Annotated in this window: 2 protein-coding genes; both read right to left on the bottom strand. The window is 44.4% G+C overall.

Features of this window, described 5'->3' with window-relative positions:
• A partial coding sequence (locus NITUZ_RS00450) for an archaellin/type IV pilin N-terminal domain-containing protein (RefSeq protein ID WP_048194136.1) occupies positions 1 to 213 on the bottom strand: 213 nt, incomplete at its 3' end.
• 122 nt (positions 214 to 335) lie between these two features.
• On the bottom strand, positions 336 to 918 hold a 583-nt coding region (locus NITUZ_RS00445; protein WP_048194134.1), incomplete at its 5' end, for a flagellin.

The raw sequence follows: 918 nt of genomic DNA, 5'->3' as shown, positions 1-918 counted from the left end.
TCCTGTACTTACATCACCTGAACCGACCACCATGCCTGAAACCTCTAGGCTGCTTGATGCTTCGCCTAGGCTTGAGACAATTGTAGTCTTTGCCTTTTGTGTTGTAGAGAAACCCATGTTGAGAACGACAAAAGCTAAAGCTGCTGCCACGATTACAAGAACCACTATAACTATGGCAGCTTCAAGTCCTGCAACACCCCTACGATTTCTCATGCATGGAACTGTTATTCTAAATCTATATCATCTAGTTTGTTTATGTTGATCGAACAAACAGTATCCATAGTTTTCTTTCTGAATTAAAATAAAAAAGAAATTGTGATTATTTTTGGGATCACTTAACCCAGGTCTACAACGGACGTTGTAATTGACGGTACGTTTCTTTCAACGGTCAGCGGTGCACCTGTTGGCACAACAACTTCAACTCGCACTTTGTCAAGTGATGTTGGTCGCTCGCTTGCTCCGTGTGCAATTGCAAGTACTGCGTGTTCGCCTTGGTCCAGAATTGCATTATAGGTACCAATGCTTACTGTCCAGTAAACGATTGCTTTTGTGGTTGACGGTGCTGCTTTTGTGATTGGGTGTATGGCGGTGCTGAATGTGCTTGGGTGATCTACTTGTGCGCGTGTAAACGCCGATGTCAAGTCCGATCTTGTAACACCAAGTGTTCCAACATAGATGTTATCGTACTGGACTGAGTTGCTCAAGTATTTGATCGATGCGGTTGTGTTTGCCAAGTTAACCGATTCTCCGCCAGATGCAATCTTTAGTGGGATTGATGTGACGTTAAGGTACGGTGTTGTTGAACATCCACCTGCAGAAGTCGTACAACCAGCGCCTGTGACTTTGCCTGAAACCTCTAGGCTGCTTGATGCTTCGCCTAGGCTTGCGACAATTGTAGTCTTTGCCTTTTGTGTTGTA

Source organism: Candidatus Nitrosotenuis uzonensis (genome assembly GCF_000723185.1).
Classification (GTDB): domain Archaea; phylum Thermoproteota; class Nitrososphaeria; order Nitrososphaerales; family Nitrosopumilaceae; genus Nitrosotenuis; species Nitrosotenuis uzonensis.
This window is presented reverse-complemented; position numbering and strand designations above follow the sequence as displayed.